Source organism: Streptosporangium sp. G12, from assembly GCF_052983175.1.
Window position 1 is genome coordinate 66,793 of sequence record NZ_JBRIQO010000006.1, and the last position, 25,064, is coordinate 91,856.

Below are 25,064 nucleotides of genomic sequence, written 5' to 3' on the forward strand. Positions count from 1 at the left end.
GGATCGCGGCGCGCCGAGCGGCGGCTCGGCCGGCGGCAGCGGCGTACCGGCCTCCGGCGGTGCGGCCGGTACGCCGGTCGGACGTGCGGGCATCGCGACTTTCCCCGTTTTCGTGAACCCATCGTGGGTCCAGCCGGCGCCATCTCGCCACGACCGGTTCGCTCCCTGCTGTTAGGTGAAACCTCCTACAGGGTTATGATGCGTGGATGGAGCTGCGCCAGCTGCGCTACTTCGTCGCGGTGGCCGAGGAGTTGCACTTCGGCCGCGCCGCGGCCAGGTTGCGCATCGCCGGCCCGTCGCTCTCCCAGCAGATCAAGGGGCTGGAGCGGGATCTGGGCGTGCGCCTGTTCGACCGGGACCGCCGCTCGGTCGCGATGACCCCCTCCGGCCGGGCCCTGCTCGTCCAGGCCCGGGCGGTGCTCGAACAGGCCGACGAGCTGCGCCGTTCCGCGACCGGCCTGGCCACCACCGAGCCGGTCCAGCTCGGCTACGTCAGCTGGCTGCCGCCCGACCTGGTCACCCGCGCGTCCGGTGTCGCGCAACTGCACGTCGACGCGTGGGTCATGCCCTCGCACATCCAGGCCGGCCGGGTCGCCGACGGCAGCATCGACCTGGCCATCTGCGGCGTGCGGACCGACGACCTGGCCGGCCACGGCCTCGAGGCCCGGCTGATCGGCGCGGACCGGCTCCTCGCGGTCTCCGCCGGCGCCGAGACGTCCGCCGTCCAGGCCAAGGACACCGTGGTGCTGGTGGATACCGACACCGCCACCTGGAACTCGTGGAACCGCTACGCCGAGGCGTTCGCCCGCGAGACCGGCGCCCATGTCGTGCACGTCGACGACGGCGGCATCGCCGGCCGGGCCTTCTTCGACCACGTACGCCGGCTTCGCCGCCCCGTCATCAACTCGGTGAAGGGCCTGAGCGCGCCGGTGCCGCCGGACCTCCACCGGCGCGCGGTGGTCGACCCGGCACCGTACTGGACATGGGCCCTCGTCTCCCGGCGCGACGAGACCCGCGAGGCCGTGCGGGCCACCGTCGAAACGCTGACCCGCGACGTCGGCGGCCTCGGTCTGGACGACGAGGGGGCATGGCTGCCGACCGGCGACCCGTTCCGCACCGCAGGGCCGGCGGGTCCGGGGCCCCGGTCTCCCTCGGCGGGGAAAGAGCCACCCGCCGCCACTCGATACCGGTGATCCTCATGATGGCCCGCGGCCCGCGCCGCGTCTCCCCTCGAGCTTCGGGGTGATCTTGACGTCGTCGCCGTACGGGCGATCACGGGCGGGCGTGCGTTCTCACGGTGGTCCCGCGTTCGCAGCCCGGTCCTGAGGCCACGTCACGGAGGCCGTTCCACGACGTAGCAGGACCTGTCGTGGAAGCCGGTCACGCGGGCGCCGTCCCGCAGGAGGCCGCCCAGCACCTCGCGCACGGCCAGCCGCCACGCCCCGGCGGCCCGCGGATCGGCGCGGCGCAGCGCCTCGACGTCCCGGGGCACGGCGACCAGCACCGTTCCCGCCCCGGCCGCCTCGGACGGTTCCCGCACGGGGCCGCCGTCGTCTCCCTCGATCAGCGCGCTCACCGCGTCCGGCGGGATCACCGGGCGGTGCGGCTCCCCCCGAACGGCGGCCAGGACGTGCGGCTCGGTCAGCCGCCAGACGGCCAGCGCCCGGTCCGAGGCGTCCCCGGCGTTGATCGCGTCGCTCATCGCGCCGTAGAAGGACGGCAGGTACTCCTCCGGGCGGGCTCCCAGCTTGGCCAGGTTGAAATGCGCGTTGCGCCGCACCAGCGGATCGTAGGTCCAGGTGATCCGCTCCAGGCCGCGCTCCAGCGCCCACGCCCGCTGGTGCAGCTTCAGCGCGAACCCGATCCCGCGCCCGGCCAGGGTGCCGGTGACGTGCGAATGCAGCACCTGCCCGGCCGGAGCGCCCAGGAAGCCGACCGACGCGCCCACCAGCCTGCCGCCCTCGTACGCTCCGGCCACGTAGTTGCCCGCGTGCGACAACGCCCGCATCAGCTCCACCGTGACGGGCGCGCCGCCGGGGGTGGGGTGCCAGATGCCGTCGAACAGGCGGAAGACGTCCTCGAACTCCTCGATGGAGCGCAGCTCGCGCAGCACCGGGTCGTTCACCCGGGCGTTCCCCCGGCTCGCCGGTGACACCACGCCGCTCACGCGAGCACCGCCCTGATCAGGCCCGCCAGCAGCGCCGTGCGGCAGGGCATCTCGGCCACGACGACGTGCTCGTCGTCGGCGTGGGCGCCACCGCCCACCGCGCCGAGCCCGTCGAGGGTGGGGCAGCCCGCCCCGGCGGTGAAGTTGCCGTCGGAGGCCCCGCCCACGCCGGCACCGGCGAGGGGGGCGAGCCCCAGATCGGCGGCGACCTGCTGGGCGAGGGCGAACAGCCCGGCCGACGAGGCGTGCTCCAGGGGAGGACGGTTCGGGCCTCCGGTGATCTCCAACCGGGTTCCGGCGATCCGGGGGGAGAGCGCCCGCATCAGCTCGTCCACCCGCCTCTGCGCGGCGAGGGTGGGCACGCGGGCGTCCACCGCCAGGCGGGCCAGCGCGGGCACGGTGTTGGCCGTGGTCCCGGCCGACAGCACGGTGGGCGTGACGGTGGCCGGTCCGAGGGGCCCCCGCGTCACCCGGCCGTCGTTCACCTGCTCGGCGACGCCGGTGACGGCGAGGATCTGGTGGGCCAGCTCGACCCCGGCGTTCGCGCCCCTGCCGGGGTCGAGCCCCGCGTGCGCGCCCCTGCCGTGCACCACGACCTCGTACATCGACGTGCCCTTGCGTGCGATCTTGAGTGCGCCGTTCTCGGCGCTCGCCTCCAGGACGAACGCGGCCGCGCAGGCGCGCGCCGACTCCTCGACCAGCGCGCGAGAGGTCGGAGACCCGACCTCCTCGTCCCCGGTGACCAGCACGCACACCCCCTCCGGTGACGGCAGCGCGGCCAGCGCGTGGAACATCTGGACCAGCCCGGCCTTCATGTCGAACACCCCGGGGCCCCGGGCGATCCCGTCGGCGACCGACCAGGGGCGGGCCAGGAGCGAGCCGATCGGCCAGACGGTGTCGTGGTGGCCGAGCAGCAGCACCCTGGGGGTGCCGAAGGTCCACCGCAGGTGGGTGACGCCACCGATCACGATCGTCTCGGCCCTGACGCCGAGCCTGCGGTGCCCCTGGTCGCCGACCACCCGCGCGCTGCGGGCCACCGCCCGGTGGTCGGCGGAGAACGACTCGCACACGACGAGCTCTCGCAGGTCCTCAAGCATGACGTCCAGGTTCACCGTGGTCGCCTCTCCGCAGATCCGTTGTTACCGCGACCGTACGACAGGCCGGGGCACCCGGATTCGTCTGGTTTCCCGAATTCCCCGAAGAGCGGCCAGGTTCTTCGTGCGGCCGGCCAAGGGCGTCTCGCGCCGGGCGCCTCCCCGCCCCGCGCCTCCCCGTCCCGCGTCTCTCGTCTCGCCGTCCCGCGCCTCCCGTCCCGCGCCCGCCCGGCCGAGATCGTCCACCCCGCCGTCCGGCCCGGATCGCCCGCCCCGCGCGGGGCCGACGCCGATCGGCGCGGGGCGGCGCCGGGGCGGCCGGTCGGTGAAGGAAAGTTACAGGGAGTATCACGAAAGTGGAGATAATTGACGCGAACGGTGGGTCGAACGTATTGTCCGGACAACGCCGACGCCTCGGTATTTGTGCCTTGACCTCGAAGAACACCCAACGGAGCGGTTCATGAAGCGACTAGCAGCGGCAGCGGTCTCCCTCTGCCTCGCCGCCGGTGCCGCGGCGTGTGGCAGCGGCGGCGACAGCTCCGCCGGTGGCGTCTTCACCACGATCGACGCGCTCAAGCCGGGCATCGACGCGAACGCGCCGATCAACCCGTACAACCCCAAGGGCAACGCCTTCCGGGGCTACAACGCCGAGTGGCTGGGGTGGACCAAGAACCACCTGACCGACCCGAACCAGTTCTACCCGGGGGTCGCGCAGAGCTGGCGGATCGCCCCCGACCAGTCCTCGATCACCCTGCGGCTCCGCCCGGGCGGGAAGTGGTCCGACGGCGAGCCGATCACCGCGGAGGACGTGAAGTTCTCCATCGGCCTGGCGTACACCCAGGGCGGCACCGCCTACGCCCTCGACCCCTCCGCGGCCGGTACGGCCTCCGACATCACGATCGTGGACGACAGGACGATCAAGATCACCCAGGCGGCGAGGAACCCGAGCTCCTCCTTCGTCCGCAGCGTCATGGAGACCGTCATCGTCCCCGAGCACGTCTGGCGCGGCGTGCTGCCCGCCGACTTCTGGCAGAAGCTGAAGCTCGCGCAAAGCACCGCCCCCGGGGCCGAGGCGGCGCGGGCCGGGATCACCAGCCTCGCGGACAAGGTCATCTCCTTCGCCCCGGCCAAGGACGTCTCCGCGGGGCCGTTCGTCCTGAAGCGCGTCAACCCGGGCGAGGCGCTGCTGGTCAAGAACAAGAACTTCTACAACGCGGCCAACGTCGCCGCCGACCAGGTGCGCATCCTCAACTACACCGGCAACGAGCAGGTCTGGAACTACCTGGTCGCAGGCAGGCTGGACAGCGCGCCGTTCACCGCGGTCCCCGCCGGCGTGATGCGGCGGATCACCGAGACCTCGGGCAACGCCGTCGTCAGGGGATACTCGCCCGTCAGCGAGGGATTGGCGTTCAACCAGTCCAGGAAGCCCTACGACAACGTGCACGTCCGCCGGGCGCTGGCCTACCTGATCGACCGCAAGCAGGTCACCAAGGTCGCCTCCCCCGAGGGCGGCACCGCCTCGGTCACCACCTCGGGCCTGCACCAGGAGGCCGCGAAGGCGTGGCTGGGCGACGGCCTCGCCGCCCTGGAGCCGTACCGGCACGACCCCGCCAGGGCCGCGAGCGAGCTGCGGGCCGCGGGCATGAGGAAGGTCGACGGCAGGTGGACGATGCCCGACGGCAGCCCCTGGAAGATGACCATCAACGTGCCCGCGTCCTTCTCCGACTGGCTGGCCGGCGCCAAGGCCGTCACCAGCCAGCTCAACGACGCCGGCATCGACGCGCAGGTCGTCACCACCGCCGACTACCCGCTCTACCTGGAGGAGATGGCGGCGGGGAAGTACGACCTCGGCTTCTGGCTGGTGGCGCTCGGCCCCGCGCCGTACAACATCTTCCAGCGCCTGTACGGGGCCCAGAACGGCTGGCAGCTCTTCGGCGGCAGGCTCAAGCACGTCGCCCCCGGCACGGAGGGCAACTGGATGGGCGGCGCCGAGCTCATCGACGTCAGAGGCGTGGGCAGGGTCAACCCCGGCGAGCTGGCGGTGAAGCTGAACTCCGTTCCCGAGGCCGAGCAGCGGCGGATCGTCTCGACCCTCGGCAGGACCGCCAACCAGGACCTCCCGGTGATCCAGCTGTGGGACTACGTCAACACCCAGGTCGTCAACACCACCCGTTTCACCGGATTCCCGGGCGATGACAGCGACGCGCTGCGCCTCACCTCCGGGGTCTGGCTCCAGCTCGGCATGGTCAAGAGGAAGGGCCGGACATGACGGTCATCGCACGCCGCCTCGCGGGCCACCTCACCCGCGGGCTCGCCATGGTCCTGGTGGTCACCACGATCAGCTTCGTGATCATCAGGAGCATCCCCGGCGACCCCATGCGGGCCCGCTACGAGAAGCTGGTCGAGCAGGGCATGTCGCCCGACCAGGCCGAGCGCGCCGTCGCGGTGCTGTACGGGTTCATGCCGAAGGGCACGATGTGGGAGCAGTACCTCGACTACATGCGGGGCCTGCTCCACCTCGACCTCGGCCAGTCGCTGAGCGTCCCCGGCGCGGAGGTGACCACCCTGCTCGGCTCGGCGGCCACCTGGACGATCCTGCCGGTCCTCGTCGGCACCCTGCTCAGCTTCGCGGTCGGCATCATCCTGGGCGTCTACGCGGCGATCAAGCGGTCGAGCAAGCTGGGGGACATCCTGGCCGTCTCCGGCTCGCTCCTGCACGGCCTGCCGCAGTACGTCCTCGCGCTGCTGCTGAGCGCGGTCTTCACGACCCTGTTGCCGATCTTCCCCTCCAGCGGCACCGCGGACGTCACGCTCGAACCCGGCCTCAACGCCGCCTACATCGCCTCGCTGGTCCAGTACGCCACGCTGCCGGTCCTGACCTACGCGCTGGCCGGGTACGGAGGCTGGATCCTGGCGATGAAGTCGAGCGTGGTCACCGTGCTGGGCGACGACTTCATCCTCGCCGCCGAGCTGCGCGGCATGAAGCGCGGGATCATCTTCCGCTACGTGGCGCGCAACGCCATCCTGCCGCTGTTCACCATCCTGGCGCTCTCGCTGGGCCTGCTGTTCGGCGGCGCGATCTTCATCGAGCGGATCTTCACCTACCCGGGGCTGGGTCTGCTGCTGCTCAACAGCATCACCGACCGCGACTACGCGCTGATGGGCGGGGCCTTCTTGCTGATCACCGTGGCGATCGTCATCGCCAACATCGTGGCCGACATGCTCTACACCGCCATCGACCCACGGGTCCGTTCCGGACAGGAGGCATCATGACCGGGCGAATCAGGGAAGCCGCAGGAGGCGGCCCGCAGGCCACACCGGTGGCGGAGGTGGTCGCATGACGGCGCCGGTCATCACCACCGGCGGCGCTCCCGGCGCTCCCGGTACCCCGGGCGCCCCGGGTGTTCCCGGCGTCTCCGGCACCCGCGCGGCGCAGCGGCGCAACTTCCGGCGCGGCGTCTGGCGGGTCCTGCGGCGCAAGCCCAGCCGGATCGTGGGCGTGGCCATCCTGGGCGTGTTCGCGTTCATGGGGATCTTCGGGCCGCTGCTCTACCCCGCGCGGCTGCCGCGCGACGACAACGCGCTCTACGCCGCGCCGAGCCTGGCGCACCCCTTCGGCACCGACTTCGAGGGCACCGACGTGCTCGCCCTGGTGGTCACCGGCTCCCGGTACGTCCTGATGACCGCCCTGGTCACCGCCGTCATCACGGTCGCCCTCGGCACCGCCGTCGGGCTGTTCGCGGGGTTCCGGCGCGGGCGCTGGGACAGCGTGCTCATGCGGATCACCGACATGAAGCTGACCATCCCCGCCCTCCCGCTGCTGCTGGTCCTGTCGACCGTCTGGAAGTTCACCAGCGCGATCGAGATGGGCCTGGTGCTCGGCCTCCTCGGCTGGGGCGGCGTGGCGCGCGCCGTACGGGCGCAGACCCTCTCGCTGCGCGAGCGCGGCTTCATCGAGGCGGCCAGGGGGCTCGGCCTGTCCGGCCGCCACATCATCGGCAGGGAACTGCTGCCCAGCATGGCCCCCTTCATCGCGATGAACATGCTCATCGCGGTGACCGGCGCGGTGTACGCGCAGGTGGGCCTGTTCTTCCTGGGCGTCCTGCCGTTCGACGCCAACAACTGGGGCGTCATGCTCAACCTCGCCGTGTTCGGCGGCGGCGCGCTGACGACGACCACCGCGCTGCCGTACATGCTGGCGCCGCTGCTGGCGATCCTGCTGCTCACCCTGGGCATCGTCCTCGTCGTCGACGCCATGGACGAGATCTTCAACCCCCGGCTGCGGGAGGACTGAACAGATGTTCACACATTCGGAGAAGGTGTCCGTGACACCGGGCGAGCGGCGGCCCGCCGCCGTGCGGCCCCGGCGCGCCTGGGGCGCCTGGGGTGCCCGGCGCACGGAGGGCATCGGGGGCATCGGGGGCATCGAGAGCACCGCAGGCACCGCGAGCCTCCGCGAGGCCGGGAGGAACGGCCCGCCGGGAGTGCGGGTCAACGGCCTGTCCGTCGTCTACCGGACCTCGGCCGGGGAGCTGCCCGCCGTGTCGGGAATCGATCTCGAGCTGGTGCCCGGGACGATCACCGGGGTGGTCGGCGAGTCGGGCTCCGGCAAGTCCACCCTGGCGCTGTCGCTGCTCAACGCGGTCCAGCCCCCCGGCAGGATCCGCTCGGGCAGCGTGGAGATCGACGGGCTCGGCGATGTCGTCGGGTTGCGGGGCGACGATCTGCGCCGGGCGCGGGGACGACACATCGGGTACGTCTTCCAGGCCGCCCAGAACTCCCTCAACCCGCTCAAGACGGTCGGCAAGCAGCTCCTCGACCTGGGCCGCTCGCACGACGTCCAGGACCTGCGGGGGCTGGTCAGGGACGCGAAGGACCTGCTCGGCAGGATGGGCATGGACGGCGCGCGCGTGCTCGACTCCCACCAGCACGAGCTGTCCGGCGGGATGCGCCAGCGGGTCGGCATCATGCTCGCGCTGGTGCTCAACGCCCACCTCGTCATCCTGGACGAGCCCACGACCGCCCTCGACATGATCACTCAGGCCACGATCCTGCGGATCGTCAGGGAGGTCCACGAGGAGCGCGGCCTCACCACGCTCGTCATCACCCACGACCTCGGCGTGGTGGCCGAGGTCGCCGACCGGCTGGCCGTCATGTACGGCGGGCGCGTGGTGGAGCAGGGGCCGACCACCGAGGTGCTCGGCGCCCCCCGCCACCCCTACACCCAGGGCCTGATCCGGGCCATCCCGCGCCTGATCGGCGACATCGGGGAGGCCAGGGCGCTGCCCGGCCGCCCGCCGACGCTTGGGACCGTTCCGTCGCGGGGATGCGTCTTCAGGGAGCGTTGCGAGCTGCGCATGGACGTCTGCGAGACCGAGGAGCCGCCCGCCGTCTCGCGCGGTGAGTGGATCGTGGCCTGCCACGCCGTCGCCGCCCGCCACGCGGACGCGGACGCGGACGCCGCGCGTACCGGGAAGGGGAACGGGACCGCGAACGAGAACGAGAACGGGAACGGAGCCGGGAACGCCGCACGTGGCGCGGACGGGGCCGGGGCCGGGGCCGCGACCGCGTACGAGGACCGGGACGCGGTCCCGCGGGGAGCCGGACGGGTCGCCCGGACACACGGACCGAGGGAGAAAACGTGATCACTGGCCGGGGAATCACGAAGACCTTCAAACAGCGGGGCGGCCTCCTCGCCGGACGCGAGGTGAAGGCGCTGCGCGGCGTCGACTTCGCCATTCCGAAGGGTGGGGCGGCGTCGTTCATCGGGGAGTCGGGCTGCGGCAAGACGACGCTCGGACGGATCATCGCCGGACTGGAGAAACACGACTCCGGAGAGATCACCATCGACGGCACGCCCATGTCGTCGCTGCGCCCGAAGCAGCGCGAGCCCTACTTCCGCCGTATCCAGCTCATCCACCAGGACCCGTACTCGGCGCTCAACCCGACCCGCACGGTGCACCAGACGCTGGACGCGCCGCTGTCGCTGCGGGCCGCGCAGACCGGCCGCTCGCGGGCGTGGGTGGACGGGCGCGCGCAGGAGCTGCTGGGACTGGTCGGCCTCGACCCCGGCTACGTGCTGTCGCGCTATCCCCACCAGCTCTCCGGCGGCATGCGCCAGCGGGTCGTCATCGCCCGCGCCCTCACCGTCGACCCCGAGATGCTCGTCGCCGACGAGGCCGTCTCCATGATCGACGTATCGCTGCGGCTGGGCATCCTCGCCCTGCTCAAGGACCTCCGCGAGCGCCTCGGGGTGAGCGTGCTGTTCATCACCCACGACGTGGCGACCGCGCGCTACATCGGTGACGACGGCGAGCTGTACGTCATCTACCGGGGCGAGGTCGTCGAGCGCGGCCACGTCGAGACGATCATCTCCGGCCCCGTGCACCCGTACACCCAGTCGCTGCTGTCGGCCATCCCCGTGCTGCACGGCCTGGAGCGGCCCGGCGAGGAGCCGGTGACGCCGACCGGGGCGCTCGACGAGAGCCGCCTCGACGCGGGCTGCCTGTTCGCCCGGCGCTGCCCGTTCCGTACCGGCCGCTGCGAGTCGGAGCATCCGCTGCTCGGCCACGGCGGCGGCACGCCCCAGGAGCACGCCTGTTTCCACCCCGCTCCCCGCAACGTCGTCGCCATGCCGGTCGGCCACCCGTGAACCCGCTGGGAGACGGTCCCGGGGCGGGGCCGGGGAGCGCGGGCGCGGCGTCCGGGATCCGCGAGGCCGTCGCCGCCGACTCGGCGGCGCTCGCGGGGATCGCCGGGGCCGCGCTCGCCCATGACGCGGGGGAGGCCGCGAGCCTGGTCGCCAGGCTCGCCACACCGCCCGCGCACCGGTCCTGGACGGCACTGGTGACAGGCGGCCTCGACGGTGTGGCGTTCGCCTCCATGTCGGCGCGCGACCCGCACGCGGGCCACATCGACCTGCTCGCGGTACGTCCCGAGGCGCGGGGGGCGGGCCTCGGCCGGGCACTGGTCACCGCGGCCGAGGACTGGCTGCGCGACCGGGGGGCGACCGAGGTCCGCCTCGCCGGCAACCCGCCCTGCTACGCCTGGCCCGGCATCGACGTGCGCTACACCGAGGCCGCCTGCCTGGCCGAGAGCCTCGGCTACGAGCGCTACCGGGTCGCCTGGAACATGATCGCCGACCTCACCGGAGACCTGTCCGTCGAGGCCGGCCTCGCGCGGCTGGCGGCCTTGGGGGTCACCGTGCGCGCCGCCGCCCCCGGAGAGCGCGCCGCCGTGTCGGCCTTCGTCGAGGAGCAGTGGAACGCCAGGTGGGCGTGGGAGGCGGAGCAGGCCACCGGCTGCCACTACGCCGTCAGGGAGGGCGAGATCCTCGGTTTCGCCGCCTGGGGTTCGAGGCCCTCCTGGTTCGGCCCGATGGGCACCGCGCCGGCCGCGCGGGGCCTGGGAGTCGGCCGGGTGCTCGTACGCCGCTGCCTCGCCGAGCAGCGGGCCGCCGGCATGTCGAGCACCCAGATCGGCTGGGTGGGGCCGCTGCGCTTCTACGCCAGGGCGGTCGGCGCGCACGCCGAGCGGGTCTTCTGGCTCTACCGCCGTGGCCTGCCGTGACGGCCCGTGCCCGCCGGGACGGGCCGATGGGCGGGCTCCAACCGGGTATGTGCCGGTAACGGCCTCACTGTCAGAAGATCATCTACTCAGCGGTAGTGAGATCAGGAAAACTAACGACATGGGACGTCATGAGTGATCAACTAGCCACACTGTCCACGCTCTCCACCGAGCAGAGCGATCCGCGCTACAGCCGGATCGACCGGCTTCCCACCGACCAGGTGGCCCGGCTGATGAACGCGGCGGACACCGCGGTGCCCGCGGCGGTGGGCGAGGCGATCCCGGAGATCTCGGCCGCGGTGGACGCGGTCGTGGCCCGGATGAAGTCCGGGGGCCGCCTGTTCTACGTGGGCGCGGGGACGTCGGGCCGGCTGGCAGTGCTGGACGCCTCCGAATGCCCGCCGACCTTCGGTACCGATCCCGAGCTCGTCCAGGGCGTCATCGCGGGGGGCACTCCCGCGCTGACCCGTTCGGTCGAGGGCGCGGAGGACGACCACGCCGGGGGAGCGGCGGCCCTCCGGGAACGGGGGGTGGGCGCGCTCGACGCGGTGGTGGGCGTCTCCGCCAGCGGTCGCGCGCCGTTCGTGCTCGGCGCGCTCGCCGAGGCGAGCCGCCGTGGCGCCCTGACCGTGGGACTGTCGTGCAACGCCGCGACCCCGCTGTCGGCGGCCGCGCTGCACCCCATCGAGGTGATCGTCGGTCCGGAGGTGGTGACCGGCTCCACCAGGCTCAAGGCGGGGACCGCGCAGAAGCTGGTCCTCAACATGATCTCCACGATCGCGATGGTCAAGCTGGGCCGTACCTACGGCAACACCATGATCGAGGTGTCGGCGATGAACTCCAAGCTGGCCGACCGGGCCGCCAGGATGGTCAGCGACATCACCGGGGCGGCCCTCTCCGCCGCCCGCTCCGCGCTGGAGGCCGCCGGATGGCACGTGAAGGTCGCGGTGCTGATGATCGAGCACGGCCTCGACGCCGGCGGCGCCCGGATCCTGCTGGAGCGGCACGGCGACCAGCTCGAGGCGGCGCTGGAGGCGGCGGGACAGGCCAGGGGTGCCTGAACCTCCCGCGGAAGGGGAACCGGCGCCGGCCGCGGAACCGGGAGCGGGACCAGGGTCGCGAAACCGGGATTGGGGGCGGGAATCCGAGCCGGGACCGGGGGATGGAGCGGGAGCGGTGACCGATTTCGCGGAAGGTGCCCGGCTCGCCGGGATCCTCGGGGCGGCGGTGCCGCGCGTCTGCTCGGCGGCGGTGGCCGCGATCGCCGTGGGCGGGGTCACGGTGGCCGCCGCCGCTGCCGGGGAGGCCGTGCGCTACGCGTCGGCCTCCGAGGAACTCGCCGCGGACCGGCCGCACGCCCTCCGTGACTCGATCTTCGACCTCGCCTCGATCACCAAGCTCTTCACCACGGCCGTCATCCTGTCGCTGGCCGAGGACGGCCTTCTCGGCCTGGACGAGCCCGTCGCCGCCTGGCTGCCCGGCCGCTACGGCGGCGCCCCCGAGGTCACCCTGCGGCACCTGCTCACCCACACCGCGGGCCTGCCGCCGGGACGCAGGGCCCATGAGGAGATCCCCGGCGACGGCCCGGAGATCCACGCCACGCGCATGGAGCGGATCCTCTCGACAGCGCCGATCGGTCCCGCGGGCGAGCGCTACCTGTACTCCGACGTCGGGCTGATCACGGCGGGCCGGGTGGCGGAGATCGCCGGCCGGGCCTCCCTGGACGAACTCGCCCGCGTCCGGGTCATCGATCCGCTGGGCCTGCCCGACACCGGCTACCGCCCCGCCGCGTCCCTGCTGCCCCGGATCGTCGCCACCGAGCACAAGCCCGAGCGCCCGGGCCCCGGATGCGTGCGCGGCGAGGTCCACGACGAGACCGCGCACGGCCTGGGCGGGGTCGCCGGGCACGCCGGGATCTTCTCCACCGCCGACGACCTCGTACGTTTCGCCGAGGCGCTGCGCACCGGGGGAGCGCCGGTGCTGGGTCCCGGCGCGGTCGCGGAGATCACCCGCGACCACGGCGTGCGGGGCGCGGACTTCCGCCACGGCCTGGGCGTGCGGATCGGCGACCCCGCGATCGTCGGCCCGCTGGCCGACGCCTACGGCCACTCCGGCTTCACCGGCACCTCGCTCGTCGTCGATCCCGGGCGCGCCCTCACCGTCGTCCTGCTGACCAACAACGTCCACCCCCTGCGCGGCCGCGCGGGCATCCGCGACCTGCGCCACGCGGTCGCCGCCGAGGCCCTGCGCCTGTCCTGAGCCCGCGCGACGGAGCGCGGGGGCTTCAGGGGGCTCACCGGGGGCTCACGTGTAGCGGGGCCGGAGGCGGCGGGCGAGGAGCTCGCGCATGGCGCCCGTGTGGTCGGCCAGCCGATCGAGGGACGACACCAGATCCCCCGCCGCCGTCTCGCCCAGGACCGCGCGGAGCTCGGCGGTGACGGCGGCGCGTGCCGTACGGCCTGCCTCGACGGCGTCCCTGCCGTGCCCGGTCAGCTCGACGACGCGCGCCCGCTGATCCTCCGGATCGGCCCTGCGGGTGAGGTAGCCGATCCGCTCCATGTCCGCCACGACCTTGGACGCGCCCTGCGGTGTCATGCCGAGCAGTCCCGCCAGGTCGCTGACGCGGACCGGGCCGCCGAGCAGGTGCTGGAAGACGTAGCCGTGCACGGTGCGCACCTGGGTGTGACCCGCCGCGGCCATGCGCCCGCGCACCTCGGCGTCGCAGGCGGCGGCCAGGGCGGTGAAGAGCAGGGAGAGGTCTCCGGCTGCGCCGGGATCGACCGGGCTTGACGTCACGTGGTCACCATCCAATACTCAACCATGATTGCGCAACTATGGTTTAGTAATCGGAGGAGGAGACCATGCTCTGCGATCCCGCGTTCACCCCGGTCGTCGAGGCGCTCAGGGAGGGACTCGGTCCCGGAGGCGCCGCCCTGGCCGTCACCGTGGGCGGCCGTCCCGTCGTGGACGTCTGGTCCGGCACGGCCGACGAGGGCGGGAGCCGTTCGTGGCGTCGCGACACGGTCGTCAACGTCTTCTCGGTCTCCAAGGGCGTCGTGGCGACCGTGGCCCTGCTGTGCGCGCAGCGCGGGCTCGTCGACCTCGACGCGCCCGTGGCCCGCTACTGGCCCGAGTTTGCCTCGGAGGCGACCGTCGCCCAGCTGCTCTCCCACCGCGCGGGGCTGCCCGCGGTCCGCTCCCCGCTGCCACCGGGAAGCCTCTACGACTGGGACGCCATGGCGGGCGCGCTGGCCGCCGAGGAACCGTGGTGGACACCGGGGGAGCGGCACGGGTACCACGCGGTCACGTTCGGCTGGCTGGTCGGCGAACTGCTCCGCAGGGTCACCGGCAGGGAGATCCGGGACCTGGTCTCCGGAGAGCTCGGCGTCCCCGACCTCTCGATCGGCCTTCCCGGTAAGGACGCGCACCGGGCGGCGTTCGTGCTCCCGCCGGAAAGCCCGCCCATGCCCGCGGGTTCCCCGCTGGCCGAGGCGATGGCGGACCCCGCGTCGGTCACCGCCAAGGCGTTCCTCAACCCGGCCGACCAGCTCGTGCCCGGCCTGCCGAACACCGGGCGCTGGCGTGCCGCCCAGATCCCCGCCGCCAACGGCCACGCCTCCGCCAGAGCCCTGGCGACCCTGTACGGCAGGCTCCTGTCGGGCGACCTCCTCGACCCCGAGCTGCTGGCGCGCGCCACGACGGCGCACAGCGACGGGTTCGACGAGGTCCTGCGCGGCCGGACCCGCTTCGGCCTGGGATACATGCTCCCCAACGAGGTGCGCCCCTTCGCGCCCCGGGCGGAGGCGTTCGGGCACAGCGGGTCGGGCGGCTCGCTCGCCTTCGCCGACCCGGTGGCCGGCGTCGGGTTCGGCTACACGCCGAGCCGTACGATCATCGCCCCCGCCGGCCCCGACCCTCGCTGGCCGCCGATCCTGGAAGCGCTCTACGGCTGCCTGTGAACGGGGCGTCCGGACGCCCCGCGCGGAGCCGGGCGGGCTAGGGCCTGTCTGACAATTCAAACCAAGTAGCGCAGCGGCACATCCGGGCGGGGCCGCGCGTCCAGAGCGACGAGGTCGTGCGGCCCCTCTGAGGAACACCGCGTGCTCTAGCGGGCCAGGCGGTCCAGCAGCTCGCCGAGCAGCGCGCGTTCGCCAGGGGTGAGGTCGCCCGGGTCGTTGCCGACCAGCGCACGCAACGTCAGTGCGGCGCTCGCACGGGTCGCGGGGGCGTCGGCGGAGGGCGTGTGCAGGACTCCGGCCAGCGCGGCCTCGCGGACGCGTCCGGACAGCCCGAAGTCCGGCTCCGGCTGGCTGATCAAGGTGAGCGTGATACCGACGTTGGCGGCGAGCACCTGTTCGGCGGCGTCGTCCGCCGGCACCTTGAGCAGGCCCTGGGCGGCGGCGGCGGTCAACCTCTCGCGCAACGCGGCGTGCGCGGGAGCGGTGACGGCGCAGGGCTTTCCCGGCTCGGCGCGGCCGTAAAGCAGCCCGTAGAACGACGGGTGCTCCAGCCCGAACCGCACATGCCTGTCCCAGCCCTCGCGCAGGTCGTCCAGCGGTTCGCCAGAGCTCTCGACCGCCGTGTACTGGGTGAAGCCGTGGTTCACCACGGCGTCGATCAGGCCCTGCTTGCTGCCGAAGTGGTGGTACAGCGTCGGGGCCTGCACCCCGGCGCGTTCGCACACCGCCCTCGTGGACACCGTGCCGCCGCCCTCCAGCAACTCCGCCGCGACGAGCAGGAGTCGATCCCGTGCGTTCTGCATGCTTGCTACAGTAGCCTATATAGCGCTACATTGCCCGCTATAGCGAAAGGAGAAGTCCATGAGGACTTGGTTCATCACTGGCGGGACACCCGGAGGGTTCGGCCTGGTCTATGCCGAGGCCGCACTGAAACAGGGCGATCAGGTGGTGGTGACAGCACGTCGGCCCTCTGAACTGCAGGAATGGGCTGAACCGCACGGCGACCGTGTGCTGGTTCTCCAGCTCGATGTCACCGATGCCGAGCAGGTGCGCGCGGCGGTCAAGACGGCAGAGGAGCGGTTCGGCGGGATCGACGTGCTCGTCAACAACGCGGGCCGTGGCTGGTTCGGCTCGGTCGAGGGGGCCCCCGACGAGACGATCCGCCGCACGTTCGACCTCAACCTGTTCGCCGTGGTCGAGGTGATACGCGCGGTCCTGCCTGGTATGCGGGCACGCGGCGACGGCTGGATCGTGAACATGTCGTCGGTGGCAGGCCTCGTCGGCGCACAGGGGTTCGGCTACTACTCGGCGGCGAAGTTCGCGCTCGAAGGACTGTCGGAGACACTGCGCCATGAAGTTGAGCCGTTCGGTGTGCGCGTGCTCGTCGTAGAGCCGGGAGCGTTCCGCACCAAGGCTTTCGCCGGCTTCCAGAACGAGCCCGTCAACGAGACCGTCGACGCCTACGTGCCGCTGGTCGAGGGCGTCAAGGCGGCGTTCGTGGAACATAACGGCAAGCAAGAGGGTGACCCTGAACGCGGAGTGCAGGCCGTGATCAGCGCGATGAACGCACCCGTTCCGCCGCAACGGATCGTACTCGGCAACTCTGGCTACGACGTCGTTGTCGCGATGCACGAGAACGCACTCGCGGAGCTGCGCGCGAACGAAAAGCTCTCGCGCGGTGCGGACTTCTAAGCCTGTTGCCAGAACGTGAGGAGCCTCGTCGGGGTGGATTGAGTTACCACACACAACCGACCCGACGAAGCCTTCATCAGTATGCGCCCCGCGCATGTCTATGCCGACTTGACCCCTGCTCGGCACCTCGAGCTGGTCACCGCGCTGCACGGCCTGTGGCGGGTCGCCGCCCGCATCGTCATCGTGCTGCCGAGGTGCTGCAGGGACGTACCAGGACGCGCCCGCGTCCTGGCACCCGAGAAGACCGGAGAGCAGAAATGGACGACATCACCCTTCCCAAGGCTGTCGAGAACTTCATCGCGGCCACCAACGCGCACGACGCGAACGCGCTGGCCGCGGTCTTCGGCGACGGGGCCACCGTGCGCGATGACGGGACGACCTACACCGGCGAGGCCGAGATCCGCGAGTGGATCCAGGGGCACCTGATCAACCCCAAGATCGTGATCACGCCGACCTCGTTCGCGGGCGACCGTCTGGTGGCCTCCGGGGACGGTGAGTTCCCCGGCGGGCCTCTGTCCTTCGCGTTCGTGTTCGGCATCAAGGACGACCAGGTCACCGACCTCGCGATCGACCCCGTCTGACTCATCACCGGCCGGGGCGGCCTGAGGGCTGCCCCGGCCATGAACAGGAGACCAGCCATGGGCACCATGGACGAACTGATCAACCCGACAGTGGTGACGCAACTAAGGCCTGCCTGACAAATGATCACGGTGGAGGCGGTTAGATAATCGCTCGTGGTGCGACGAGGCGAGCTGACCGACAAGGCTTGGCAACGGATCGAGCCCCTGCTGCCCGCGACGGACGGCAGGGGACGGCCCTGGCGTGATCACCGCGAGGTCACCAACGGGATCTTGCGGCGGTTGCGGACCGGATCGCCCTGGCGCGACATCCCCGAGCACTACGGTCCCTGGCAGACCTGCTATGAGCGGTTCAAACGCCGGGACCGAGACGGCACCTGGGCCAGGATTCTGGAAGATCTACAGGTCAAAGACGACTCTCTCGGGACGGTCGAGTTGACCGTCAGCATCGACTCGACCATCGCCCGCGCGCACCAGCACGCCGCCGGAGCCCAAAAAAGGGGGACAGCGGTGAGACGATTGATGCGAAAGCCTCCCAAAGACGACAAGCCCTCGGGCGCTCCCGTGGCGGACTCAGCCCTTTCGCCTTCGACGCGATCACCTACAAAGAGCGCAACCTGATCGAGCGGTGCTTCGCCAAGCTCAAGCAGTGGCGAGCCATCGCCACCCGCTTCGACAAGCTCGCCAGCCGCTACCTCGCAGGCGTCACCCTGGCATCCGTCATGCTCTGGCTCCGCCATTTTGAATTGTCAGACAGGCCTTAGGAGGGCCTGCTCCGGCGGGGGTAGTCGGTCCTGAAGCCGTCGATGGCGTCCCTGGTGGCCCGCAGCGCCGCGTCCGAGGTGTCGAAGGTGCGCTGGGCGACGCCGACGAAGATGCAGTCGACGATCAGGAGCTGGCTGATCCGGCTGGCCAGCGCCCCCGGGCGGAAGGCGGTCTCCCTGCCCGCCGAGACCAGGACGTGGTCGGCGAGCCCGGCCAGGGAGGAGCGAGGGTTGTTGGTGATGGCCACCGTGGTCGCGCCCGCCCGCCGCGCGACGCGCATCGGCGCCAGCACGTCGGGGGTCTCGCCGGTGCAGCTCACCGCCACCGCGACGTCGTCGTCGCGTACCAGCGCCGCGCTGGTCAGCGCGAGGTGCGCGTCGGTGTAGGCGTGGCCGGGCAGGCCGATCCGCATCAGCTTCTGCACCATGTCGGCCGCCACCAGCCCGGAGGCGCCGACCCCGTAGACGTCGACCTTGCGCGCCCCGGCCACCGCCTCCACCACCATGCCCAGCCGGTCGGGGTTGAGCTGCGCCGCGGTGTCGGCCAGCGCCTCCGACTCGGCCCTGGCCACCTTCGCGATCACGTCGGTCAGCGGGTCGTCGGGGCCGAGGTCGCCGGGGACCAGCCGTTCGGGCTCGTTCCTGGCCACCGCCGCGGCCAGGGCGAAGCGCAGCTGGGAGTATCCGGCGAAGCCCAGGGCCCTGGCGGTGCGCACGATCGTGGCCTCGCTGGTACCGGAGGCCGCGCTGAACTCGGTGATGGTGCTGCGGGCCACCACCGCGGGGTCGTCGAGGATGAGACGGGCGATGGACTGGGCCGCGGGGGTGAGGGAGGGGAGGACGGCCCTCACCGTGGCCACCAGGTTCACGGGGGTGGGGCCGTCGAGGACGTTCATTAAGCGCCTTTCATGTCATAAATCAGCCTATTGGTCGCCGGTCAACCAACGGGCCACGGCGCGGGCCGAAGCCCGGGAGATGCCGTTCGTGGTGACGTACACGGCCCCCGAGGGTTCGCCGGGCATCCCGGTCTCGACCACCACGGTGTCGGGGCGCAGCGCGACGGCCCGCGCCAGCAGCTCGCCGACCCACGGGTGGCGCCTGGCGTCGTGCACCACCATCACCAGCGGGCGGCTTCCGTCGCCCAGGTCGGGCAGCTCGGGCGCCTCCACGGTGACGACGTGGCCGACGGTGCCCGGCAGCACCTCGGTGAGGGCGCCGATGAGACCGGTGAGCATGCCCGGCTCGACCGCCTCGCTCAGCCGGGGGGCGATGTCGACGACCAGCGGCGGCCCGGAGAGCACGGCCGGGGCGTTCGTGGCGGTCACGCGGATGGCCGCCCGTGCGGTGCGCAGGCCGAGCTCCTCGCCCTCGTCCCCCGCGCCCCGGGCGGCGACCCCCGCCGCCCGCGCCTCCGCGGCGGCGCTCGCGGCGTACCAGCCGGACAGGGCGAGCACGCGGGAGGCGGCCTCGGCCAGCCGGTCCTCGGCCAGCCTGCCCTCCCGTACGGCGGCCACGATGGCGTCGCGCAGCTCGTGGACGTTCTCGCCCCCGGGGGAGGAGATGCCCGCGCAGATCGCGTCGGCCCCGGCCGCCAGGGCGCGGACCGCGATCTCCCCCGGCGGGTGGAGGGCCGCGACGGCGCGCATCTCGATGGCGTCGGTGACGATCATCCCGGTGAACCCCATCTCCTCGCGGAGCAGCCCGGTCGTGATCCGCCGGCTCAGCGTCGCGGGGTTCTCCGGGTCGAGGGCCGGGATCAGCAGGTGCCCGCACATGACGGCCCGTACCCCGGCGGCCACCGCCGTGCGGAAGGGCGGCAGGTCACGCTCGGCGAGGAGCCGCGAGGAGGCGTGCAGGGTCGGCAGGGCGTGGTGGGAATCGGTGTGGGTGTCGCCGTGGCCGGGGAAGTGCTTGGCGCAGGCGGCCACCCCGGCCCCCTGGAGCCCGGAGATCCAGGCGGCGGTGTGCCGGGAGACCAGTTCGGGATCGGCGCCGAAGGAGCGGACGCCGATCACCGGGTTGACCGGGTTGGCGTTGACGTCCGCCACCGGGGCGTAGTCGAGGGTGATGTCGGCCGAGGCCAGGAGGCGGCCGATCTCCTGGGCGACCAGCCGGGTCGCCTCGACGTCGTCGGCCACGCCCAGTGCCCGGTTGCCCGGCCACGAGCTGCCCCGCGCGGCCTGCAGGCGGGTGACGGATCCGCCCTCCTCGTCCACCGCGATCACCGCGGCGGGGTTCTCCGCGCGCAGCCGGGCGACCAGGTCGGCGGTGTGGCCGAGGCCGTCGAGGTTGCGGGCGAACAGCACGGTCCCGCCGAGGCCCTCGTCGCCGAGCGCGCGGAGCAGCCATCCGGGCGGCTCGGTGCCGTCGAAACCCGGCTGGAGGACGGTCATGGCCAGCCGGGCCAGGTCGGGGCTGCGATGGGGCATGCGGTCACCTTCTCGATCGAGGCAGGCGTCTTCTGACAGGTCGGCGGGAGGAGGTGTCTCAAGGCAGATTACACATCAATGACAATTTTCTTCATTATCATTGCCTTCGAAGTAGCTTTCTGTCATCCTCGCGATCGAGAACCCGTGACCTTGTGACCTTGTGATCCCGTGCCGGCCTCGCGATCATTTCCGCGTTCATCCGCACGTCCGCCGTCGTGCCCGCTTCGCGTCCGTCCTCATGTTCGCCTTCGTGCCCGCCCCGGTGCCCGCCCTCGCGTCGGCCCGGTGGCGTCCGGACCGCGGTCCCCGGCCCGCCGCCCGGGGCCGAACACCCCTGGAGTCCGCATGAGCCCATCCAGCCGGCGAGCCGTCCTGCGCGGCCTCGCCCTCGCCGTCGCGGCGACCGCCGTGCCCCTGTCCGGCCGGGCCCCGGCCTCCGCCTCCTCCTCCGACTCCTCCGGGATCTCGTACGGGGCCGGCGCCGGGCGGGTGCCGCCGCTGCGCCAGATGCGCGGCATGTGGATCGCCTCGGTCGCCAACATCAACTGGCCGTCGAGGACCGGGCTGAGCGCCGAGCGGCAGAGGGCCGAGTATCTGGGCTGGCTCGACCTGGCGCGGGCCCGCGGGCTCAACGCGGTGTTCGTGCAGGTCCGGCCGACCGCCGACGCCTTCTGGCCCTCCCGGTACGAGCCCTGGTCGCAGTACCTGACCGGCGTGCAGGGACGTGACCCCGGCTACGACCCGCTGGCCTTCCTGGTGGCGGAGACGCACCGGCGGGGCCTCGCCTTCCACGCGTGGTTCAACCCCTACCGGGTGTCGATGCAGGCCGACCCGGCCCTGCTGCACCCCGACCACCCCGGCCGCAGGCACCCCGACTGGATCGTCCCCTACGGCGGCAAGCTCTACTACAACCCCGGCATGCCCGAGGTCCGCGCGTTCGTGCAGGACGCGATGATGGACGCGGTCACCAGGTACGACATCGATGGCCTGCACTTCGACGACTACTTCTACCCGGTCAACACCACCGCCTTCGACGACGCCGAGGCCTACGCCCGGTACGGCGCCGGCTTCCCCGATCTCGCGGCCTGGCGGCGCGAGAACGTCGACCTCCTCGTACGGGAGATGCAGCGGCGGGTGCGGCGGGTCAAGCCCGAGGTCGCCTGGGGCATCAGTCCCTCGGGCATCTGGCGCAACCGGGCCACCGACCCCCTGGGGTCGGAGACCAGCGGCGGCCAGTCCTACGACAACCTGCACGCCGACACGCGCGGCTGGGTCAAGAAGGGGTGGCTCGACTACATCGCGCCGCAGCTGTACTGGTACATCGGCCAGTCCAACGCCGACTACGCCAAGCTTGTCCCCTGGTGGTCCGACGTGGCGGCGGGCACGGGCACCCAGCTGTGGATCGGCCAGGCGGCCTACAAGGCCGGGGCGGCGGGCCAGCCCGCCGAGTGGTCGCGGCCCGACGAACTCAGCAGGCACCTCACCCTCAACGAGGGCCACCCCGAGGTCGGCGGCGACATCTGGTACAACTCCGGCGACGTCCGCGACGACCGGATCGGCTCGATCAGCGCCGTGGTGACCGGCCACTACACCCGCCCCGCGCTGTCCCCGCTGCTGCCCAGGCTCGCCTCGGGCCGGGCCCCGGGCCGCCCGCTCGTCCTCCTGGCGCGCCGGGTGCCCGGTGGCGTCGAGCTGCGCGTCCTGGCCACCGGCCGGCACGTCCCGTTCCAGTACGCGGTCTTCCGGCTCGACCGGCCGGCCGGGCCAGGGGACCTCGCCGACGCCCGGAACCTGATCGCGGTCGTCCCCGCCGCCCGCGACCTGCGCTGGACGGACCCGGCGGGCGCTGGAGGCGCTGGAGGCGCTGGAGACGCTGGAGACGCTGGAGGCGCTGGAGGCGCTGGAGGCGCTGCGGGCGCGTACTACCACGTGGTGGCCGTCGACCGGGCCGGCCGCCTGAGCCCGCCCAGTATCGGCCGCCGCGCGCGGTGACGGCCCGGCGGGACCCGGGGGATGGTGAGGGGATGAAGGCATGCGCGTGCTGGGGTTGATGTCGGGAACGTCCCACGACGGGATCGACAGCGCGATCGTGGACTGGTCCCCGGACGGCGACCTGCTCACCGGTGTCGTCGAGCACGCCGGCACGCGGCCGTACGAGGGACGGCTGCGCGAGCGCATCGCCGGCGCGCTGCCGCCCAATCCGGCGGACATGGCCGAGGTGTGCCGGCTCGACACCCTGGTCGGCCAGGCGTTCGCCGACGCCGCCGAGGAGTGCGGGCCGGTGGATCTCATCTGCTCGCACGGGCAGACGATGTTCCACTGGGTGGAGGACGGCCGGGTGCGCGGCACGCTGCAGCTGGGCCAGCCCGCCTGGATCGCCGAGCGGACCGGCGTGCCGGTGGTCTCCGACCTGCGGGCCAGGGACGTGGCCGCCGGAGGGCAGGGCGCGCCGCTGGTCTCCTATTTCGACCTGCTGCTCCTGGAAGGGCTGCCGGGGCCGAGCGGCGCGCTCAACCTCGGCGGGATCGCGAACCTGACCGTGCGGGACACCGGGACGGCCTACGACACCGGCCCGGCGTCGGCGCTGATGGACGCGGCGGTGTCGGCCGCCACGGGCGCGCCCTACGACGAGGACGGCCGCCTCGCCGCCTCGGGGGAGGTGCACGAGGGGTTGCTGGCGGATCTCCTGGCCGAGCCGTACTACCGGGCCCCGCCGCCGAAGAGCACCGGCAAGGAGCTGTTCCACCCCGGCTACCTGGACGGTAGGACGTCGCCGTACGGGCCGGACCTGCCCGACCTGCTGGCGACGCTGGCCGCGCTCACCGCGGAGACCGCCGCGGCGGAGATCCGGCGCCACCGCCTCGAGACGGTGGTCGTCTCCGGGGGAGGGGTGCGCAATCCGGTGCTGATGGCGATGCTGGCCGCGCGCGCCGGGGGCGCGCGCATCGTGCCGAGCGACGAGCTCGGCGTCCCCGCCGACGCCAAGGAGGCGATCGCCTTCTCGCTCCTCGGCTGGCTGGCGGCGCACGGGCTGCCCGCGACGGTCCCCGGCTGCACGGGCGCGTCCGGCCCCCGCCTCCTCGGCGCGATCACTCCCGGCGCCGGAGCGCTGAGGTTGCCGGAACCTCTCGACGAGGGACCTCGCCGCCTGCGCCTCACCGCGGCGGGGGCGGCCGGATAGGTCGTGAAGGCGTCCCTCCGGCCACTCGCGGCCTCCGGGCCGGAAGGGGGGGCGGGCGTCGTGGCGGTTGAAAAGGGGCCCGCCACGACGCCCGTAAGGCGCGGGATCCCGCCCGCCCGGCGTTCGCCGCCGTCGCCCCGGGAAACGGGATCACCGGATGCGCGCAGGACGCCGGACGAGTTCGCGGTCACCGCGGATCGGGGCCCCCGCGTCGTCCGCAGGACCTTCGGCCCACCTCGCCGGCGGCCCGTTCGCGAACGTCAAGATCGTGGATGGAACGGTTCACGCTCCCACTATCCGGTATACCCTACAGGAATAGTGGGTTATGCTGGATCGCGTGTCAGGTTCCTCATCGGTCGCCGTCGTGGGCGGCGGCGCGAGCGGCACGCTGGCGGCGGTCCACCTTCTCCGCGAGGCGAGGGCGCGGGCCATGCCGCTGGAGGTCGTGCTGATCGACCGGTACGGGCGGCACGCGCTGGGACAGGCGTACTCGACCACCGATCCGCACCACCTCCTCAACGCCTGCGCGAACAAGATGAGCGGGCTGGACGACGACCCCGGCCACTTCCTGCGCTGGGCCCTCGACGACGGGCTGGACGTCTCCGCCTCCGACTACCTGCCGAGACGGACGTACGGGCGCTACCTCCGCGACCTGCTGGCCGGTGCCGAGGAGTGGCCCGTCCGCGTGGTGCGCAAGGTGACGGGCACGGTGAGCGCCCTGACCCGGGGCCGGGGGGTGCGGGTCCACCTGTCCGGCGGCGGCCAGGTGGACGCCGAGGCCGTCGTCCTGGCCCTGGGCAACCGCGCCCAGGCCGCCCTGCCGCCGATCGTGGACGCCGCGAGCCCCTCCTCGCCGGCCTCGTCGCCGACGGTGTGGTCCGGCCGGACCCGCTGCGGCTCGGGCTGGACGCCGCTCCCGGCGGTGCGGTCCTGGACGCGGCGGGAGACCCGGACGACCGGATCTTCACGCTGGGCCCCATGCTGCGCGGAAGCCTGTACGAGACGACGGCGATCCCGGAGATCCGCGCCCAGGCCGCGGCCCTCGCGCCACGCCTCGTGGGGGCGCTCGCCTCCGGCGCCCGCCTGCCGTCCCCCGCGCAGGGCCGGTACGTGTGAGGACGGGGGTTCGCCGGGGCCGGCCGCCAGGGCGGTCTCCCTGCCGGGGGGCCGGGAACCGGCGCGTTCTAGACTTCGGTGAAGGAGTCCACGTCCGCGCGGGGAGGGGTGTTCGTTGTCCGAGGACGGCCAGGTCGCACAGGAGCGCACGTACCTGTTCTCCTACGGGACCCTGCGGCAGCGCGACGTGCAGCTGTCCACCTTCGGCCGGGAACTGGACGGCAGGCCGGATCTGCTGCCCGGCCACACGCTGTCGACGGTGGCGATAACCGACCCGGACGTCGTCGCGGTCAGCGGCGCCGATCGTCATCCGATCGTGCGGGCCACCGGTGATCCCTCGGATGGGGTCGAGGGGACGGTGTTCGAGATCACCGGCGTGGAGCTGGCCGCCGCCGACGGCTACGAGGTGGCCGACTACAGCCGGGTGTCGGTGACGCTCGCCTCCGGCGTGCGCGCCTGGGTCTACATCGCCTCCTGAACCGGCGGGGGGAACCGTGCCCCGGCCGGGTGGCCGCCCG

Annotated in this window: 22 protein-coding genes and 1 pseudogene; 17 read left to right on the top strand and 6 right to left on the bottom strand. The window is 72.7% G+C overall.

Annotation, left to right across the window (positions count from 1 at the left end; translation table 11 throughout):
- Positions 1 to 206 precede the first annotated feature (206 nt).
- Positions 207 to 1,193, top strand: coding sequence for a LysR family transcriptional regulator (locus tag ACVCAG_RS11070; protein ID WP_440083236.1), 987 nt, complete (start codon positions 207 to 209; stop codon positions 1,191 to 1,193).
- 140 nt (positions 1,194 to 1,333) lie between these two features.
- On the opposite strand, the gene ACVCAG_RS11075 is transcribed toward ACVCAG_RS11070, so the two are convergent.
- Positions 1,334 to 2,167 (bottom strand): GNAT family N-acetyltransferase, encoded by an 834-nt coding sequence (locus tag ACVCAG_RS11075; protein ID WP_440083237.1) that lies wholly within the window; start codon positions 2,165 to 2,167, stop codon positions 1,334 to 1,336.
- A complete protein-coding gene (locus ACVCAG_RS11080) occupies positions 2,164 to 3,279 on the bottom strand; it encodes a M20 family metallopeptidase (protein WP_440083238.1) in 1,116 nt (371 codons plus the stop codon). The genes ACVCAG_RS11075 and ACVCAG_RS11080 overlap by 4 nt, the downstream gene beginning before the upstream one ends.
- Positions 3,280 to 3,721: 442 nt before the next feature.
- On the opposite strand from ACVCAG_RS11080, the gene ACVCAG_RS11085 reads away from it, so the two are divergent.
- The 8 genes from ACVCAG_RS11085 (at position 3,722) to ACVCAG_RS11120 (ending at position 13,086) form a co-directional block, all read left to right on the top strand.
- Complete coding sequence (locus ACVCAG_RS11085; protein WP_440083239.1) at positions 3,722 to 5,530, top strand: ABC transporter substrate-binding protein; 1,809 nt, start codon at positions 3,722 to 3,724, stop codon at positions 5,528 to 5,530.
- The gene (locus ACVCAG_RS11090; RefSeq protein ID WP_440083240.1) at positions 5,527 to 6,534 is read left to right on the top strand and encodes an ABC transporter permease subunit; all 1,008 of its coding nucleotides are present in this window, start codon (positions 5,527 to 5,529) and stop codon (positions 6,532 to 6,534) included. The genes ACVCAG_RS11085 and ACVCAG_RS11090 overlap by 4 nt, the downstream gene beginning before the upstream one ends.
- Positions 6,535 to 6,598: 64 nt before the next feature.
- Entirely contained in the window at positions 6,599 to 7,555 is a 957-nt protein-coding gene (locus ACVCAG_RS11095; RefSeq protein WP_440083241.1) for an ABC transporter permease subunit, read from the top strand.
- Positions 7,556 to 7,559: 4 nt separating this feature from the next.
- Positions 7,560 to 8,906 (top strand): oligopeptide/dipeptide ABC transporter ATP-binding protein, encoded by a 1,347-nt coding sequence (locus ACVCAG_RS11100; RefSeq protein ID WP_440083242.1) that lies wholly within the window; start codon positions 7,560 to 7,562, stop codon positions 8,904 to 8,906.
- Positions 8,903 to 9,913: an oligopeptide/dipeptide ABC transporter ATP-binding protein gene (locus ACVCAG_RS11105; RefSeq protein WP_440083243.1), complete on the top strand. Its 1,011-nt coding sequence runs from the start codon at positions 8,903 to 8,905 to the stop codon at positions 9,911 to 9,913. The genes ACVCAG_RS11100 and ACVCAG_RS11105 overlap by 4 nt, the downstream gene beginning before the upstream one ends.
- Entirely contained in the window at positions 9,910 to 10,830 is a 921-nt protein-coding gene (locus ACVCAG_RS11110) for a GNAT family N-acetyltransferase (RefSeq protein ID WP_440083244.1), read from the top strand. Before ACVCAG_RS11105 ends, ACVCAG_RS11110 begins: the two co-directional genes overlap by 4 nt.
- Positions 10,831 to 10,958: 128 nt before the next feature.
- Positions 10,959 to 11,888 (top strand): N-acetylmuramic acid 6-phosphate etherase, encoded by a 930-nt coding sequence (gene murQ / locus ACVCAG_RS11115; RefSeq protein WP_440083245.1) that lies wholly within the window; start codon positions 10,959 to 10,961, stop codon positions 11,886 to 11,888.
- Between the two features lie 115 nt (positions 11,889 to 12,003).
- Positions 12,004 to 13,086, top strand: coding sequence for a serine hydrolase (locus tag ACVCAG_RS11120; RefSeq protein ID WP_440083246.1), 1,083 nt, complete (start codon positions 12,004 to 12,006; stop codon positions 13,084 to 13,086).
- Positions 13,087 to 13,131: 45 nt separating this feature from the next.
- Here the strand turns inward: ACVCAG_RS11120 and ACVCAG_RS11125 are convergent, their stop codons facing one another.
- Positions 13,132 to 13,623: a MarR family transcriptional regulator gene (locus ACVCAG_RS11125; RefSeq protein WP_440083247.1), complete on the bottom strand. Its 492-nt coding sequence runs from the start codon at positions 13,621 to 13,623 to the stop codon at positions 13,132 to 13,134.
- 65 nt (positions 13,624 to 13,688) lie between these two features.
- Here ACVCAG_RS11125 and ACVCAG_RS11130 point away from each other — a divergent pair, with 65 nt between their 5' ends.
- Positions 13,689 to 14,786 (top strand): serine hydrolase, encoded by a 1,098-nt coding sequence (locus ACVCAG_RS11130; RefSeq protein ID WP_440083248.1) that lies wholly within the window; start codon positions 13,689 to 13,691, stop codon positions 14,784 to 14,786.
- Positions 14,787 to 14,932: 146 nt separating this feature from the next.
- Here the strand turns inward: ACVCAG_RS11130 and ACVCAG_RS11135 are convergent, their stop codons facing one another.
- Positions 14,933 to 15,589, bottom strand: a complete 657-nt coding sequence (locus ACVCAG_RS11135) for a TetR family transcriptional regulator (RefSeq protein WP_440083249.1) — start codon at positions 15,587 to 15,589, stop codon at positions 14,933 to 14,935.
- 58 nt (positions 15,590 to 15,647) lie between these two features.
- Here ACVCAG_RS11135 and ACVCAG_RS11140 point away from each other — a divergent pair, with 58 nt between their 5' ends.
- The 3 genes and pseudogenes from ACVCAG_RS11140 (at position 15,648) to ACVCAG_RS11150 (ending at position 17,820) form a co-directional block, all read left to right on the top strand.
- On the top strand, positions 15,648 to 16,478 hold the full coding sequence (locus ACVCAG_RS11140) for an SDR family NAD(P)-dependent oxidoreductase (RefSeq protein ID WP_440083250.1): 831 nt from the start codon (positions 15,648 to 15,650) through the stop codon (positions 16,476 to 16,478).
- A gap of 257 nt (positions 16,479 to 16,735) precedes the next feature.
- Positions 16,736 to 17,059 carry a nuclear transport factor 2 family protein gene (locus ACVCAG_RS11145; protein ID WP_440083251.1) on the top strand — a complete coding sequence of 108 codons (324 nt, stop codon included), beginning with the start codon at positions 16,736 to 16,738 and terminating at the stop codon, positions 17,057 to 17,059.
- Between the two features lie 153 nt (positions 17,060 to 17,212).
- Positions 17,213 to 17,820: pseudogene (locus ACVCAG_RS11150) on the top strand (IS5 family transposase).
- On the opposite strand, the gene ACVCAG_RS11155 reads toward ACVCAG_RS11150, so the two are convergent.
- Positions 17,817 to 18,716 carry an SIS domain-containing protein gene (locus ACVCAG_RS11155; RefSeq protein WP_440083252.1) on the bottom strand — a complete coding sequence of 300 codons (900 nt, stop codon included), beginning with the start codon at positions 18,714 to 18,716 and terminating at the stop codon, positions 17,817 to 17,819. The pseudogene ACVCAG_RS11150 and the gene ACVCAG_RS11155 sit on opposite strands and share 4 nt — an antisense overlap.
- A 27-nt stretch (positions 18,717 to 18,743) precedes the next feature.
- Positions 18,744 to 20,249, bottom strand: coding sequence for a glycoside hydrolase family 3 N-terminal domain-containing protein (locus tag ACVCAG_RS11160; protein WP_440083253.1), 1,506 nt, complete (start codon positions 20,247 to 20,249; stop codon positions 18,744 to 18,746).
- Between the two features lie 345 nt (positions 20,250 to 20,594).
- On the opposite strand from ACVCAG_RS11160, the gene ACVCAG_RS11165 reads away from it, so the two are divergent.
- The 4 genes from ACVCAG_RS11165 to ACVCAG_RS11180 all read left to right on the top strand — a co-directional run bounded on the left by ACVCAG_RS11165 (position 20,595) and on the right by ACVCAG_RS11180 (position 25,024).
- Positions 20,595 to 22,241 carry a glycoside hydrolase family 10 protein gene (locus ACVCAG_RS11165; protein ID WP_447189796.1) on the top strand — a complete coding sequence of 549 codons (1,647 nt, stop codon included), beginning with the start codon at positions 20,595 to 20,597 and terminating at the stop codon, positions 22,239 to 22,241.
- Positions 22,242 to 22,281: 40 nt separating this feature from the next.
- Positions 22,282 to 23,430: an anhydro-N-acetylmuramic acid kinase gene (locus ACVCAG_RS11170; RefSeq protein WP_440083255.1), complete on the top strand. Its 1,149-nt coding sequence runs from the start codon at positions 22,282 to 22,284 to the stop codon at positions 23,428 to 23,430.
- Between the two features lie 337 nt (positions 23,431 to 23,767).
- Positions 23,768 to 24,628: an FAD/NAD(P)-binding protein gene (locus tag ACVCAG_RS11175; RefSeq protein ID WP_440083256.1), complete on the top strand. Its 861-nt coding sequence runs from the start codon at positions 23,768 to 23,770 to the stop codon at positions 24,626 to 24,628.
- Positions 24,629 to 24,661: 33 nt separating this feature from the next.
- A complete protein-coding gene (locus ACVCAG_RS11180; protein WP_440083257.1) occupies positions 24,662 to 25,024 on the top strand; it encodes a gamma-glutamylcyclotransferase in 363 nt (120 codons plus the stop codon).
- Positions 25,025 to 25,064 lie beyond the last annotated feature (40 nt).